At 43.4% G+C, this 14,666-nt stretch carries 12 protein-coding genes and 1 pseudogene; 9 read left to right on the forward strand and 4 right to left on the reverse strand.

The features are described 5' to 3' along the window. Nucleotides 1–38: 38 nt before the first annotated feature. The 9 genes and pseudogenes from MSSIT_RS24845 (at nucleotide 39) to MSSIT_RS12065 (ending at nucleotide 9,783) form a co-directional block, all read left to right on the forward strand. Complete coding sequence (locus MSSIT_RS24845; protein WP_156158851.1) at nucleotides 39–176, forward strand: hypothetical protein; 138 nt, start codon at nucleotides 39–41, stop codon at nucleotides 174–176. Between the two features lie 235 nt (nucleotides 177–411). Further along, nucleotides 412–588, forward strand: coding sequence for a hypothetical protein (locus MSSIT_RS23295; protein WP_156158852.1), 177 nt, complete (start codon nucleotides 412–414; stop codon nucleotides 586–588). A gap of 198 nt (nucleotides 589–786) precedes the next feature. Next, nucleotides 787–2,808, forward strand: coding sequence for a PAS domain S-box protein (locus MSSIT_RS21310; RefSeq protein ID WP_052721634.1), 2,022 nt, complete (start codon nucleotides 787–789; stop codon nucleotides 2,806–2,808). A gap of 417 nt (nucleotides 2,809–3,225) precedes the next feature. Continuing rightward, a complete protein-coding gene (locus MSSIT_RS12040; RefSeq protein ID WP_048172659.1) occupies nucleotides 3,226–4,233 on the forward strand; it encodes a type II glyceraldehyde-3-phosphate dehydrogenase in 1,008 nt (335 codons plus the stop codon). Nucleotides 4,234–4,373: 140 nt separating this feature from the next. Then, nucleotides 4,374–5,177 (forward strand): bifunctional fructose-bisphosphatase/inositol-phosphate phosphatase, encoded by an 804-nt coding sequence (locus tag MSSIT_RS12045; RefSeq protein ID WP_048172662.1) that lies wholly within the window; start codon nucleotides 4,374–4,376, stop codon nucleotides 5,175–5,177. A 1-nt stretch (nucleotide 5,178) separates the two neighbouring features. Further along, the gene (locus tag MSSIT_RS12050; protein ID WP_048172664.1) at nucleotides 5,179–6,006 is read left to right on the forward strand and encodes an NAD(+)/NADH kinase; all 828 of its coding nucleotides are present in this window, start codon (nucleotides 5,179–5,181) and stop codon (nucleotides 6,004–6,006) included. 422 nt (nucleotides 6,007–6,428) lie between these two features. Next, nucleotides 6,429–7,646 (forward strand): homocitrate synthase family protein, encoded by a 1,218-nt coding sequence (locus MSSIT_RS12055; protein ID WP_048172666.1) that lies wholly within the window; start codon nucleotides 6,429–6,431, stop codon nucleotides 7,644–7,646. Nucleotides 7,647–8,553: 907 nt separating this feature from the next. Then, nucleotides 8,554–8,958 (forward strand): annotated as a pseudogene (locus MSSIT_RS22135) (IS1634 family transposase); the annotation flags it as partial. A gap of 408 nt (nucleotides 8,959–9,366) precedes the next feature. Beyond that, nucleotides 9,367–9,783 (forward strand): serine protease, encoded by a 417-nt coding sequence (locus MSSIT_RS12065; RefSeq protein ID WP_231589788.1) that lies wholly within the window; start codon nucleotides 9,367–9,369, stop codon nucleotides 9,781–9,783. A 276-nt stretch (nucleotides 9,784–10,059) separates the two neighbouring features. Here MSSIT_RS12065 and MSSIT_RS12070 read toward each other — a convergent pair whose 3' ends face one another. From MSSIT_RS12070 to MSSIT_RS12085, 4 genes are all read right to left on the reverse strand, one after another. Beyond that, nucleotides 10,060–10,455 (reverse strand): DUF2795 domain-containing protein, encoded by a 396-nt coding sequence (locus MSSIT_RS12070; protein ID WP_048172667.1) that lies wholly within the window; start codon nucleotides 10,453–10,455, stop codon nucleotides 10,060–10,062. A 422-nt stretch (nucleotides 10,456–10,877) separates the two neighbouring features. Next, a complete protein-coding gene (locus tag MSSIT_RS12075) occupies nucleotides 10,878–11,594 on the reverse strand; it encodes a hypothetical protein (protein ID WP_048172669.1) in 717 nt (238 codons plus the stop codon). A gap of 275 nt (nucleotides 11,595–11,869) precedes the next feature. Further along, the gene (locus MSSIT_RS21315) at nucleotides 11,870–12,811 is read right to left on the reverse strand and encodes a hypothetical protein (RefSeq protein WP_052721635.1); all 942 of its coding nucleotides are present in this window, start codon (nucleotides 12,809–12,811) and stop codon (nucleotides 11,870–11,872) included. Nucleotides 12,812–13,017: 206 nt separating this feature from the next. Beyond that, complete coding sequence (locus MSSIT_RS12085) at nucleotides 13,018–14,610, reverse strand: hypothetical protein (RefSeq protein ID WP_048172671.1); 1,593 nt, start codon at nucleotides 14,608–14,610, stop codon at nucleotides 13,018–13,020. Nucleotides 14,611–14,666 lie beyond the last annotated feature (56 nt).

The raw sequence follows: 14,666 nt of genomic DNA on the forward strand, positions 1-14,666 counted from the left end.
GGTTTAGAGCACATCGCATGCAGGCTGTATACGGAGCTGTGTTAAAAGAGGATTACATGAGGTTTTTAAAACAGGCAAGTTTTTTTGTTAAAATTCTGGCAGAGGATTCGGATAGAAGTAAATGGCGATATGGAGGTCTGCATGTTGAGAGCCTGAAATTAAAAGCCAGGGTATGACAAGAATTTATACAATATGATACAAGTCCTATCGATCTTGGCAACACAATTGATAATTTCTTGACAATGAGGTCTGAAAATAAAGTACGACCCAGAAGAAGCTTGGCGTTCCATTTACCGGGAGAACTACACTCCGTCTCCGAAGGTCGACCTTGTCTTCGCCGTTCTATATAAACACGGAATCTATCCGGATGTGGTCAACCTGGATAACGAGAGACCACCATACAGGCAGGTGATGACCACCGAACAGGCAATGGATGAGCTTAAGGACTCGTTGCATCTCAAGGGTAACGATGAATGGGATGAACTGCTGATGCAATATATCAAGGATAACTATGAAAAGAAAGAAGACAGTTGCTGGTCAAGAGGCGGGTCGTCAAGGATGAGGGTCTCGTGGTCACCTCAACTCTGATCACTCTTCCTTTCTTTTATTTTCTTACTTAACATTACTTATATAGGTTTGTCCTCCGTGGCCTAATTTTTAATTTGTAACAGCTTTTATCAAGCATCACAGATGATAAGGGGAATACTTGAAATTTATTCGTTACAGCCACTTCCCAATAGATAGTTTCAGAAAAACTAGATTTCAGAAACTTAGGAGCAGATTAGATTGAGCGAGTCCAACAAGGTTCTGAAAAAATCAAAATGTGATAACGTCAAAGGAACTTCAGGTGCATTTCAGGCCCCAGGTCCTGAAGTTTTCGAAAATCCGGGAGCGACATCTGTGTTACATGAAAACGATTTCTTTGTAAAAACCATACTTGATGCAATGGTAAATCCTGTTTGTTACAAGGACAAGAATGGGGTTTATCTTGGAGTGAATGAAATTTTTGCCAGGCAGATCGCAGGGCTTCCGGAAAAAGAGATTGTCGGATCTACGCTTCTTGAAGGAGCCCTAAAGGTTGTTGAAAAGTTTCCTGAAAGGGCTTTTCTGGAAGGGGAATCTCTGCTCGAGTGCGTAAAGGAATGGGAAAGGGACGATATTGAACTCCTCAAAAAAGGTGGAAAACATACTCGTGAATATAAAGGAATCTGCGCAGACGGTGTAAGAAGGGTTTTTCTGGTAAACAAATCAACTTTCAGCAACGAAATAGGGGAGGTCCGGGGGCTTATAACAGTATTGCAGGACATTACTGATCGCGATGAAGTCCAGAGAACCCTTCGGGAGAAGGGGAAAAAATACCGCTTTATCACGGAACAGACCGAACTGATCATATACGAGTTCGATTTCGAAAGCAATACTGGAAACCTGGATGGGGCTGTTGAAGAAGTCACTGGATATTTTGCTAAGGATTTTCAGAGTATTCCCCCTCAGGTCTGGATGGGATACCTTCATCCCGAGGAGCTGGACCAGGTAAACGAAAATGTCACAAAAATCCAGAAAGAGGGGGGAAAGTACAGGCAGGAGTTCAGGTTCAGGAAAAAAGATGGAACTTACTTCTATGCCGAAGATAGAGGAGTTTGCCTGCTGGATGAAAGTGGTAGACCTTACAAACTTCTTGGTATAATAAAGGATGTAACCGAGAGAAAGCTTGCTCATGAAAGAATACAAAAAAGTGAAGAAAGGTACCGGTCATTTATCGAAAATTTTAAAGGTATTGCTTTTCAGGCAGATGAAAACTTTGTTCCTAATTTTCTGCACGGAGCCCTGGAAGCAATTACAGGTTATACTGAAGAAGAGTTCATGTCTCGAGTCCAGTGGAAGGATGTCATAGACCCCAAATACCTGCCTCTGGTCATTGAGGAAGAGAATAAACTCAGGAAGATTCCCGGGGTCTTTACAGTAGAAATGGAGTACAGGATAAGGGACAAGAGAGGGGAAACAAAATGGGTTCATGAAACCTGCCAGAAAATCCCTGGCAGGGCTGGAAAGCCCGAAATACACCAGGGCGTAATTTATGATATTACTGAAAGGAAAAGGGCAGAGGAAACTCTTGCAAAGGTGGATGCTGCCCGTAAAAAGGAAATTCACCACAGAATAAAGAACAACCTGCAGGTAATCTCTTCCCTCCTGGACCTTCAGGCTGAAAATTTCTCTAAACATCAGGTGTGTAAGACTCCGGAAGTTGTCGAAGCTTTCAAGGAAAGTCAGGACAGAGTGATATCCATTGCTCTCATCCATGAAGAACTGCATGAAAATGGGGAAACCGATACCCTGGACTTTTCACCTTACCTTGAAAAACTCGTTGATACCCTTTTCCAGACTTACAGGCTTGGAAACACCAGGATAACCCTGAAAAAGGAACTTGAAAAGAATATCTTGTTTGATATGGATGTTGCAGTCCCCTTAGGTTTGATCGTCAACGAACTTGTTTCAAATTCCTTGAAACACGCATTTTCAGGCAGGGACAGTGGAGAAATATACATCAAACTTTGCAGGGAAAACAATTCCGAGCACGTAGTGGGACTCTGTGCGGAAAACATAACTCAAGCCCGTAGAGAAACCGGGTTTATCCTTACCATCTCTGATAACGGAACTGGCATTTCGGACAACATTGATATGGAAAATTCCGACTCTCTTGGTCTTCAGCTTGTAAACATACTTGTGGAACAGCTGGAAGGTGAGATGGAAGTGAAAAGGGAAAAAGGAACAGAATTTACTATAAAGATAAGTACTGCAGAGAAAGAGTAATGTTTCTGTTGAAAGCTTTCTGTTATGACTATACGGGTGGTCAGTACTCCGATATTTCGAAAAAACATCTAAAAACTCCTAATGTACTGAATCTCTCTTCTTGTTTCTTTGTTTTTAATGACTTTTCGAGAAAAACATTTATTTCATTCTGATCTATTATATCAATGTTATTTCAGATCTAATGATCAGATATAATCTTCAGGGGTCAATTTGAAGTAATCAAGATATTTATCACTTTAATCCGTATTTCAGCTCGGATATCTGGCGATTTTCCGCATCTCTTAATTTCAGACGTACATTATAAATCCATGAAACACTTTAATTTTATGTCTATACTTTAGATTTGTATAATTCATTGTTACTTTAATTCAGACCAAACTCTTTGGGTAGAAGAGGATAAACAGGACAGGATAATAAATGGCTAAAGCAAAGATTGCAGTAAACGGTTACGGAACAATTGGAAAAAGAGTTGCAGATGCCGTACAGGCTCAGGACGACATGGAAATCATAGGTATTTCCAAGACAAAACCAAACTATGAGGCTGCAGTAGCTCACCAGCTAGGGTATGACATCTATGCCCCTGCTGCCAACCTGGAAGCTTTTGAAAAGGCAGGAATGCCTGCTGCCGGGTCCGTTGAAGAAATGATAGAGAAGGCTGACCTGGTTGTGGACTGCACTCCTGGGGGGATTGGGAAATCCAATAAAACCCTGTATGAAAAAGCCGGAGTAAAAGCTATCTGGCAGGGCGGAGAGGATCATGAACTTGCCGGTTACTCTTTTAACGCCATCGCAAACTACGAAGGGGCTTTTGGTCTTGACTTCGTAAGGGTGGTTTCCTGCAATACCACGGGGCTCTGCAGGGTCATTTATCCAATAGACAAAGCTTTCGGGACAAAGAAGGTCAGGGTAACTCTTGCCCGGAGGGCAACAGATCCCAATGACATAAAGAAGGGCCCGATCAATGCAATCGTGCCGAACCCGATCAAACTGCCTTCCCACCACGGGCCTGATGTGAAGACCGTTATTCCTCACATCAATATTACCTCCGCCGCAATGAAAATCCCGACGACTCTCATGCACGTGCACACCGTAAACATGGAGCTAAAAAATGAATGCAATGTCGAGGATATCGTGGAAGTGCTCGGGTCCCAGTCCAGAATCCGTTTTGTCGGACAGGGCATTACCTCCACGGCCGAAATCATGGAAGTTGCCAGGGACATAAAGCGCCCAAGAAACGATATGTGGGAGAACTGCGTCTGGACGGATTCCATCACTATGCACGAAGGAGAGCTTTACTTCTTCCAGGCTATCCACCAGGAATCCATTGTGGTTCCTGAAAACGTGGATGCCATCCGCGCAATGATGGAGCTTGAAAGTGACGGCGCAAAATCAATCCTGAAAACAAACAAGGCCATTGGGCTCTGAGCCTTTCCAGGCTCTTAATTTCCAGGACTCGGGGTTGACTTTGCTTAAGGGCTCCCCCGGGCCCTGCTTTTTAGAATCCTCAGATCCAGGCACCCGATAACTTGTCTGTGTAATCTGAGAAAAGAAGGATCCGATCCTTAATGACTTCGAATTTAAATTTTTTAAAATTGTGCCGGGAGGCTTACAGGGCTGCATACGATGCAACCTGTGACCTTGTGGGTACTGATTCGGCGAGCAGCTTTGTATGTATGGGAGCTGACGGAACGCCGACTACAGGTATAGACCTTGCAGCAGAAGACGCCATCGTTGAGGTGCTGAAAGCTGACGGCAGGCCGATGAGGATACTCAGCGAAGAACTTGGCGAACTTATTATCGGAAAGTCTCCTGAGTTCTCTGTTGTGCTTGACCCTCTCGACGGGACTTATAATGCTTCTGCCGGAATTCCTTTCTACAGCGTGTCAATAGCTTTTGCTTCTCACGACCTCTCAGACCTCAGGTTTGGGTATGTGAGAAACCTTGCCTTCAGGGAAGAATATTATGCAGAAGCCGGAAATGGTTCATATCTGAATGGGAATAGAATTGAGACCTCTGCGAATTCGGAACTGAAGGACCTCTGTGTCAGCATATATGGCTACAGGCAGAACGTGGAAAGAACCCGAAGGATATACAGCAATATCCGCCGTGTGAGATTGTTCGGAAGCGTGGCGCTTGAACTGTGTTATGTAGCTTCAGGCAGGCTTGATGCCTTTGTGGATGTCCGAAAAGCCCTGCGGGTAACCGATGTGGCAGCAGGCCAGCTTATTCTTGAAGAAGCCGGTGGGCTTGTTACGGATGGATACGGGAAGACTTTAAGACTTCCTGATAATGTTACCGCCAGGGTGGAAATGGTCGCGTCTAACGGGCATGTACAGAAAAAACTTTTAAGCTTACTTTCAGGGGGATAATTTGGCAATTCGGAAAATAGGGATCGCATCACGCTGCGATAGGCCTGAAGTACTTCAGATGGTAAGGGATATTATCGCAAACTTCCAGTCGAAGGTGCAGATCTATGTCTCCACTGCCACAGCTGATGTGCTGGACATTGAAGGCACTCCTGTCGAAAGGATGAGGGACGAGGGAGTCGAACTCATCATAAGTGTGGGAGGTGACGGGACAGTCCTCCGGAATATTGCCAAAATGAAAGATCCTCTTCCTGTACTGGGAATTAACATGGGCACTCTCGGTTTCCTTGTAGATGTGGAACCTGAGGATGCAATTGAGACCGTAGAGGAGGTTATCTATGGGTTTTCATATCTTGAAAGGATGAGGGTAGACGTCTTCCTTAACGGGGAGATGCTTGAGACAGCCACAAACGAGATCGCTGTAATGTCTGCAAAACCTGCGAAGATTATCCAGTTTGAAGTTTACGTCAATGACTGTCCTCTGGATGAAATGCGTGCCGATGGTGTGGTTTTTGCAACACCCACAGGTTCGACTGCCTATGCGATGAGTGCAGGTGGGCCTATCATAAACCCGAGGGTGAATGCAATCGTGGTGGTTCCTGTCGCTCCTTTCAAGCTTTCGTCAAGGCCCTGGGTCATCCCTTCGGATAGTGAAATCACAGTGAAATTGTCAGATCATAAAAAAGAAGCTGTAATTGCAATTGACGGGCAAAAGTCTTACAGGATCAGGCCTGAAGATGTTGTCAAACTGAAAAAATCAAAATACCCTGCCCGTTTTGTAAGGATTTCCGATACCTGCTTTTATGAGAGAGTTCAGCGGAAACTTTCCTGAAAGAACTTTCTTTATGGTTTAATATTTTTATTAACTTTAATTTTCCTACTTGAATATGGTTTTTTTTTGGGTCTCTTTTCCTTAGAAATCAAATTTTAATCCTGATATTTTAATCCTAATATTTAGAAAAATTTATTTTTTGATACTTTCCTTCCCGGGCTAAAGCACTGAAAGCCATCATTTTCCCCGGAAAATCAGAATATTGCTCCCGGAAACTCGCTTCCTCCAAGGAAAACATTTATACATATGTAGGTAAAGCTAATGCTAATCTTGCTAAATATAAGTTTTTTTGGCTTTTAATGGCGTTTTAGCATCATACTTTCTTATCCAGCCTTTGAATTCTTTTCGGGGCAATTAATACAAATATCATTAAAAATAATCAAAAATTCTCAGAACAAGAGAAATCACGGGAAACAGTAACCATGTCAGAGAGCGAGCAGTACTCCAGAAACACACTTATGGATTTCATCGATTATCGCCCCCTCGATATCGAAATCTGTGATGTGACCCTGCGCGATGGGGAACAGACCCCCGGTGTTGTGTTCACGAAAGAACAGAAGCTGGCAGTAGCCAGCGAACTTGATTCCATGGGTGTTGAGGTTATAGAAGCCGGCTTTCCGGTAGTTTCCGCATGCGAAAAAGAAATCGTAAAGGAAATAGCAAACCAGGGCTATGATTCCAGAATCTGCTGTCTCTCAAGAGCAGTAAAGGGAGATGTTGATGCTGCCCTTGATTGTGACGTTGATATCGTCAGTATTTTCATTGCAATGTCCGATATGCACCTCAAATACAAATACCACAGGACTCTTGAGGACATGCTGGGCTGCGCTAAGGAAGCTATTGAATATGCAACCGACCACGGTTTAAATGTACGTTTTGCAGCCGAGGATGCAAGCCGCACTCCGATTGACCGCCTCAAGCAGGCTTTCAAGGAAGTTGAGAGCGAGTATAAAGTACAGTACGTAAGCCTGGCAGATACAATCGGTATCCTGAACCCGACCACAACCCATTACCTCGTGAGCGAGATCTTCAAGTCCGTAAACACTTCCATCTGTATCCACTGCCATGACGACCTCGGGATGGCTACAGCCAACACCCTTGCAGCCGCCGAAGCCGGGGCAAAGCAGCTCCATACGACAGTTAACGGAATTGGAGAAAGGGCAGGAAATGCTTCCCTTGAAGAAGTGCTGGTTGCCCTAAGGGTACAGTACGGAATCGAGCGTTATGATACAAAAAAGCTGACTGCGCTCTCCAAAATGATTTCGGAATACTCAAACATCACTCCTTCGGTAAACAAAGCCGTTGTGGGCCAGAACACCTTCACCCACGAATCCGGGATCCACGTAGCTGCAATTCTGGAAGAACCGCGCACTTATGAACTCTTCCTCCCCGAGATGGTCGGTGGAAAGCGCAACCTCGTTGTAGGAAAGCACACCGGGACAAAAGCCCTGAAAGGAATCATCAACAGCATTGGTCTCTGCCTTGAACGGGAAGAACTCTGCGCCCTGATCGAAAAAGTCAAGGTCTGCACCGAAGAAAAGCACAAAAGCATCTCTAGGGACCAGCTTGAAAGGCTGATTACTCAGGTCAGGCAGGAGCAGAAACCTTCCGGCAGCGAAAAAGAAAAGTTTTCTATCTGAAATGAATAAGAAATGAGAATGTTTCCAATAATCAATTCTAACTTTCTTATTTCAAATTCTGATTTTACTTTCTTATTGATTCTACTTCCTTATTGATTCTACTTCCTTATTGATTCTACTTCCTTATTGATTCTACTTCCTTATTGATTCTACTTCCTTATTTTAACTTTTATGTCTATTTTTTATTCCAACTTTAGTTACATTGGCGTTTTTTACTGAAGTTTAATTTTTTTGTTATGTTGTTAATGTTTTCAAGCAGGAAAATTAAGGACGGTATCTTGGGATTATGACTTTTAAACTCTCGCATGTACTACGTTATTCCTATCTGTAGCCGTTCATGTCCCGCTCGCTTGCGAGCGGTCTTTCCGTAATAATAAAGAAAAAGCTGGTGAAAAATTATTGAAAGAACCATGAGTCAAACAAATAAGAGATTTTCAAATGCAATAAACCAAATTCCTCTGTCTGCAAAACTGTTCTCTTATTTTTTTCATCAGTCCAGTTTTCTTTCTTCCTGTCGTGACAGTACTTTTAATATTAATTTCAATAGTACCTTCATTACTTTTCCCCCCTTATTCGAAGAATTTCATGGCCGTTCTTGGGAAGGGACGCCAGACACGCTGGTGGAAGCACCTATATTCACCACAATTTAATAAATGGTTTCCGGGGTAAGGAAAAGCATCATTTTCAGACTATGGTATATTTCTAAGTATAACTCATAACCCTTAACTGCAACCGGTTAAAGCTTGCTTTTTTCCTACCTGGTGACCAATTTCATACCCTTGCAGCCCGGGAATGGAAAACCAAAGAAATATACCCAGGAAGCAGGGGTATGCAAGATGATTAGCAGTATATCCTGACTTTGACAGTGACCTAAAAATAAGTGCTCTCTTTTGTGTAATTCGGTCAAATGAACATCACAAAACAGAGAGCCTTCCCTACAATTCCTAACAAGGATATATGTCTTCCTATTGGAGCAACACTGGCTGTTCAATACTTTTTTGAAAAGCTCAATTTTTCCGCCATTTTTGGTAAGTATAAAAGTAAAGGTCATGACATCAATAGTTTATTGCTCGGATTGTTGAGCTATAAGCTCACTGAGAATTTCAGTATCAAGGAAGCAAGTAACTGGACGAATCAAGACAAAGCTATTGGTATCACAGTGAACAAAGGAAATGTTCTTGACTTACAACACTTTCCTGATACATATAACCAGGTGAAGAGTAAACTTAAAAAAGGTTCTCTTATTGTTTTTGATAAAGGAGCTAATGCCAAAGACAATATTGAGCTTATAGAAGGAGATGAGCTGAGGTATTCATATCGTTGATGAGATATGAGTTTGAGGAAGTAAAACATAGATCCACAAAATTCATCAAAAAAAGCCTGTCGAATTTGACACTTACAGTCAATTTCTTGAAAAATGGGGTCAAAAAGTATATTTTCGCTAATTTTGACAAGATCAATAGCCTGATTGTAGCAAGAATGGGTGAAATTTGGTAGAATTTATAATAACATTTTTTATATTGATATTATATATCAAACTCATTTGGCTTAAAATCAAGGAGATTATTCTCTGAGAATTAGTGGATACTATCGAAATTGTAGATACAATTTAATATTTTATACAGATTTCTATGTTAGTTATGAATTTTCATTTCTTCAAATGAGAGTGCATCTCAGAAAGGCGTTTTTTGTAACTTTGCACTGTTTTAGTTCTCGAAATTTGTCAAATTTAGGTTACATGGTTACGGTTTCTCATGTATTTCGGCGTGGGGAAGGAGACCATTTAACAGTTGACGGAAGGAAACTCACTGCGACGAGCATTCTGAAAGCCTTTGATTTAGCCCTGATAGAGCTTCCTCCCGTCTGTACTTTTAAAATCACCGAGCTTGGAAGTGCAGCTGAACTGGAGCAGACTGTACTTGTTAATGATATCCATGCTATTAAATGCAGGGTGGTTAATGCCGGAGCTTCATTGCTTTTTCTGGGCTTCCAGTGCTATAATATGCCGGAGCCGGGAGACAGTGTTCCTCCGATCCTGCAGGCTGGAAAGGTAATAGGGATAATGTACTCGGTAACACTGGACACCTGCATGGGAATTGCAATTTCTTCCAGTATTATACGCAGCCTGGAAGTATAACGAAGTGAAGGATAAAGATGAAGGATGAAAGATGAAACAGGGATTAAAGAAACAAGTTTTTTAAAACAAGTCTGATCTGTAAAAGTTATTTGTCGGAAAATCAAAAAAGAAGGCTTGATTTAAGCCTTCCTTTTCTCTCCTCTCCTTAATTATAATACATAACCAGTGGATGCCAACTTTTTTGAGGAAAAATTTGGCCCTCAAAACCTTGAGTTTTGAGCTGATGTCACTTCTTTTTCTTGCTTTGCGTTTCTGGATGATTACTCTGAAATGCAGTTATTGGCTCTGGAATTTGCCTCTGAATTCCATGAGAACATCGGCAGTATTATTGTATTCCCTATCTGGAAACTTATCAAGAGCTCTAATAACTTCGCTACGGGCATTGTGCTTTTTAGCATGTTCGATAAGTTGACTCTTCGTCGAAGGATATTTCAGCTCCTTGAGGGCTTCTACAGCCCTTTGAATGCCTTCGAATTGCTTAAGGACATCAGCAGCGTTGTTGTATTCCCTATCTGGAATGCCCTCAATAGCCTGGATTACTTCGCTGCGTGCATTCATACTTTTAGCTTTCTCGATCAGTTGATTCTTTGTTACAGGATATCTTATCTCCCGGAAAGCCTGTACAGCTTCCTGCATCGAACTCTGAACTTCAGCAGCAGAACTTGCTTGCATTTATTTTATCCCCCATGTTTTGGTTCTATTTGCTGTAGAATTCTTTCTAACATCAAGTGTTGCCTTATTTCTGTCCAGAAGAACCTTAAGAACTCCCACGATCTCTAGTATATAAACTCCTCTCCGGTTTGAACTTCTACTGAGGAGTCCATCTCCCGGATTCAGATATCAGTTGCCTTTCCCAATTAAGTTGTCACCCACCATATGGTATTATATGATTATTATTATAAAAATAAATTCAACTCAAATATTTATTAGAAGCCGAATATTGGTCATATTATTCCCACATTCTGAGAAAAACGGAGTTCTGAGATCATATGATTTACCAGGCAATTTATAATATATTCTGGCTGTATCGTGCCCTTTGTATCGTGCCCTTATATTTCATCATGAGAACTGATGCTGGAATGCTTCAATCCCTGTTATGGCTTGTAGTTTGCAGTCCCCTCATCGATCGCATCATACACATTTTGCAGGTCGTCTTGAGTGATTCTTGCAGTGCCTTTAAAGGGTCTAAGTATAAGGTCCTCATCCAGAACCTTGACTCGATAACTCCATCCCGACGGCAGCTTGAGCTTAGTGTCGAGTGTATTGAGGTCCTCATATGTCAGGTTTTTGTCCACGAAATCAGTGTAGGATTTCATGACCCAGGGTGTACCGTCGGGGTCATCCAGAATAAAGACGGGCTTGCCTTTCTCAAAGAATATCTCCGATTTACGATCAACCTTCGTCGGCATGTAAGGCTCCTTGCCAAAAGCGGCACCTTCCTGCACGGTACCCATCCACCGTGCCTTCAAGCCGTCGAAGTCGCGCACTGTCGGTGCTACAGGTATGTCCCCCGCATCAAGCACAAAGTAGCGGGGAGGATTTAAAGCCACTCCCGGAACATTATACAGCTCCTTCACCGCCTCGGTTGAGAAGTTAGCCATAATTGAATCAGGACAGGTGTCTCTGGGATCCTCCTCGTTGTTCAGGCCCATTGTGTTGTAGAAGCCCGACCCGGCGTCGCCGCACATCAGAAATACCTCACAATAGCGCAGACCACGCAGATTGTCAAAGTGCATGATCTCAGCCTCCTCACCGTCTTTTATAACAAGGTCACAGCCGGACTCATTCTCTTCTTTTACAGTCAATCTCATCTATTTTACCCCCTAATTTCTAGCTTTATTTTTTCATAAATCATATCGGTTTTGCCCATTTCAGCCTACCTTTAGAATCGGCGGCAATTCCCTTTCCGCATTGATCACTTTGGGGTGTGGGATATACATACGAGAACTGAGAACCCCCTCTCCACTGCCAGCTGGCACCCAGTTTGACCGGGGCAGCAATTCAGGTACTATTGCCACCCCCCGCGTCAAAAGCACACCGCTATTATGCAGTCGATCGTCTCACTGGTAGCAGGACTAAACCCCGATTATGGCTGGTAATTACAAGTCTTCTCATCGTTTCTTTCCAAACACGCGCTATATGTGTTTTGCAGGCTGTCTTGAGTGACCTGCCAATCAGTACCGTTAGTACCGATACCATTCATTTCAAGATCCTCAGGCAGAACCTCAACTCTATAGCTCCACCCTGGAGGCAACTCGAGCCTCGTGTCGAGTGTCTGGAGATCTTCATACGTCAGGTTCTTGTCTATGATCTGGCAGTAGGACTGCATGACATAGGTTGTACCGTTGGGATCATCCAGAATGAAGACGGGTTTGTCTTTATCAAAATGCCATGTTCTATTGCACTGAACAGGCATCGCCATGTAAACGTTTTCAGCCTCACTAAGGTTGGCGCCTTTCGGAACTACAATGTCAGCTCCCCACCGTGTTTCCAAACCGTCTAAATTACGCACCCTGGTTGCTATTAATACATCCATTGCGTCCATCGTCCAGTTACGGGGCCCGTTCATGTACACCATCGGTGAGTTATACTGCTCCTCCACATCTGCCTCTGAGAAGTTTGTAAAGAGGTCTGCAGGGAGCGAGTCCCTGGGATTCTCCCTGATATTCAGGCCGATCGTGTTGAAGATGCCAGTCCCGACATCGGGGCAACTCAAAAGTATTTCAGCATAGTGATAATCACGCAAATCATCGAAGTGAACTTGTTCAGTGTTATTTTTATCATCCAGGACATCAGGACATTTGCAGTCCGGACAGCTTTCCTGGGAAGAAGAGACCGATTTACTCTGTACGGCACTAGAGCTCGGCTCGCCTACTGCCTGAGAAGTGGTGGCATTCGTCTCATCCTCTTCCGGGGTGGATGCGCAGCCCGCAAATAGCGAAACTGCGATTATCAAGCCAACGACGAAGAGGAATCTCCAGATCTTTGGAGTAGCATTACCTCTAACCAGATTCCCAATTGATCTCATTTCATTTCAACCCCCAATTTCTATCGTGTATTGTATTAATATACCAGGTTAAATATGCGATTTATTAAACTCAATTTCAAGCCAAAATCAAGAAAATAGCTACCTTTTATCAATAAAGGTAGCTATTTTGCAGTAGAATTTTTTGTATCACATTTCTTCAGATGTTTCGTTTTTGATACAAAAAATATAGTGAATTCGACATCATTTCATGTTGACCCCGAAGTTGTGTTATTCGGTAAGACCTGGAATGCCATGAGATGACCGTCGGTTCGCAATTCATATATAAGTCCTCCATACCCTGGCCATACCTCCATACCCGGTACCATAGGGCCATAGAAATCAGAGGCTGCCAGTAACTTGCCTGTTGCAGCATCTCGCCACTGAACCTGTTCTTTATAGTTAGCGCCCACCGGTCCGATATCCCATTTAACCGGATTCGTTTCATCCGATGTAATGTTCGTCCCTACAAGGACACGCTTGTCAGGCGGACCTATGAGTATCATCCAGCTTAATGTCTTTTGGTCGGCACTCCAGGCAAGCGACATGTTACCGGTTTTCTGATCGAGATCGATACCAACAACTTTTCCTGCACCTGGATCCATTGCATATATCTGACTATTGGCCATATCAAATGAAGGCATCGAGGGGATGTAGCTTGTCTGTCCAGGCTGCAATGGCATAGGGTCTATCCTTTTCACTATGCTCGCATTGGCCTGATTGATGGCTACAACGCTCAGTGAGACATTTGTGGGCCCTCCTCCATTGGTCATAAGAATAACCCAGTCACCCATGATGCCAGCAGCTGATGCGGCTGTCTGACCTGGCAGAGGATATTCAACAGGTCCCCAGCTTGTGTCCAGAGTAAGATTCTTGCCATTCCACTCGTAACGGTACAGTTTGGTCTGACCTGCCAGGTAGGCATAGTCTTTGCCGTTGTAGTGAGAAGTGGTAATGCGGCCTCCAATCATCTGTTCAAGCTGCACCGTGTCAAGAACTGTCATTGTCTTGGGATCGACTACTACCGCAACCGAAGGAGGTGTCTCATTCAGGTTTGGACAATCTACGAGGGCAAAAAAACCTTGTATATCGCAACCAGGTGGCCGGGCTAAATTCTTCATGACCAGGGTACCGTCAGACCAGCCGCTCAACCCGTTAAAGTAACTATCTCTTGGGGCGCTTGCTCCGGTTGGTAAGGACATAACTCCCTTGACCGCTCCCGTAGTGCCATCGATTTTATACAGTTCTGTATTTGTTATGACCAGGAGGTCCCCATCAAATGATTCGATAGAACCGGCTCCGCTCCATTCGCCGGTAGTATTTATGTTGATGAGCGTTGTACGCCAGAGCTCTTTGAGTGAACCCGGTTCGACACGGGAGACGTATGCACCCGAAGGCATTGGATTAGCACCAGATGCTCCTCCGTATACATACATCTCATTCATTCCACGGGTAGCGATCATGGACCCCGAATAATAGAGATCAGGAGATTGATATGCATACACGATATTAGGACCCTTAAGCGACCCGGTGAATTGCGCACAACCATAACATTTTGAACGATTAGTGTCATGGTGTTCATAGCTAAGGAGTGTCGGATACCATGGAGAATTATTTTCTTTAGCTGCGCACTGTGCTTCCTGGAATGCAATTGTATAATTCCCGGGTAGTGGTCCACTACCTTCTATCTGATTCGAATAGAGCGTCTCATTACCAGTTGCATTGGATGTGGTAGTACAACCGACTATCGGCATATCCACTATACAGAGACAAAATAATAATACGAGAACCCCTTTGTTCATATATTCACCACTATTCATTTATATATGGAGATAGAGTTTTCTCGTTTTTTCTACTG

It is taken from the genome of Methanosarcina siciliae T4/M (assembly GCF_000970085.1).
In the GTDB taxonomy this organism is placed as follows: domain Archaea; phylum Halobacteriota; class Methanosarcinia; order Methanosarcinales; family Methanosarcinaceae; genus Methanosarcina; species Methanosarcina siciliae.

Bases quoted from the DNA above. Each gene is read 5' to 3' on its own strand.
- MSSIT_RS12075 (WP_048172669.1), bottom strand. From the start codon at position 11,594: ATGAGATTGACTGTAAAAGAAGAGAATGAGTCCGGCTGTGACCTTGTT.
- MSSIT_RS21315 (WP_052721635.1), bottom strand. From the start codon at position 12,811: ATGAGATCAATTGGGAATCTGGTTAGAGGTAATGCTACTCCAAAGATC.
- MSSIT_RS23295 (WP_156158852.1), top strand. From the start codon at position 412: ATGACCACCGAACAGGCAATGGATGAGCTTAAGGACTCGTTGCATCTC.
- MSSIT_RS12070 (WP_048172667.1), bottom strand. From the start codon at position 10,455: ATGCAAGCAAGTTCTGCTGCTGAAGTTCAGAGTTCGATGCAGGAAGCT.
- MSSIT_RS12085 (WP_048172671.1), bottom strand. From the start codon at position 14,610: ATGAACAAAGGGGTTCTCGTATTATTATTTTGTCTCTGTATAGTGGAT.
- MSSIT_RS12045 (WP_048172662.1), top strand. From the start codon at position 4,374: ATGACTTCGAATTTAAATTTTTTAAAATTGTGCCGGGAGGCTTACAGG.
- MSSIT_RS12040 (WP_048172659.1), top strand. From the start codon at position 3,226: ATGGCTAAAGCAAAGATTGCAGTAAACGGTTACGGAACAATTGGAAAA.
- MSSIT_RS12055 (WP_048172666.1), top strand. From the start codon at position 6,429: ATGTCAGAGAGCGAGCAGTACTCCAGAAACACACTTATGGATTTCATC.